This window comes from Alcanivorax sp. HI0044 (assembly GCF_001634945.1).
In genome coordinates this window covers 1-613 of record NZ_LWEZ01001018.1, presented here as the reverse complement: position 1 = coordinate 613, position 613 = coordinate 1, and the positions used below count along the sequence as shown (strand labels likewise).

General features: G+C 59.2%; 1 protein-coding gene. It reads left to right on the top strand.

What is annotated here, in order from left to right; translation table 11 throughout:
- Positions 1 to 155: 155 nt before the first annotated feature.
- Positions 156 to 613: AraC family transcriptional regulator ligand-binding domain-containing protein (locus A3730_RS11980; protein ID WP_231883943.1), on the top strand; the 458-nt coding region annotated here is incomplete at its 3' end.

The window sequence follows — 613 nt, the reverse complement described above, 5'->3', positions numbered from 1 at the left end:
CGTTGTTGTGTGCAAGTTCATGTCTTGCTGCCATATTGCGCCGCTGTGCTGGGTAGCAGCACCGCAGGAGGTGGCAATAAATCGTCATAAAGTGACAGGTTAAACAGTGTGTTTCAGAGTAAGCTGGGTGGCATCCAGCGGGAGCGAGGGCGGTAGTGAAAAATGTGATGGTGGAGGAACACGGGGTATCCATGGTTGAACGGCTGCGTCCGGCCATTCACCCCACCTATAGCCGGTTGCTGTGTGCTCACCTCCATGGGCAGGGGTTTACCGATGCGGATATTTTTGCCGGCACCCGGCTGGAATGGCAGCAGCTGCTCAGCGAACACCGCTACCTCAGCCAGGAACAACTGACGCGGCTGATTCGCCGAGCCGTGGCGTTAACTGGCCAGCCCTGGATCGGGCTGCATATTGCCAATGCCACCTCGGTGTCAGCCCATGGTGCGCTCGGGTATGCCGTGGTTTCCGCCGCCGATCTGCGTGCTATGCATCAGGTGATTGCGCGTTTCGCCTCGATTCGCCTGCAGCTGACGGACCTGGCGTTTGTCGAGGAAGGCGGCGAGGGTCGCCTTATCATCACCGAGAGGCAGCCATTGGGCGAGGCCCGTGAGTT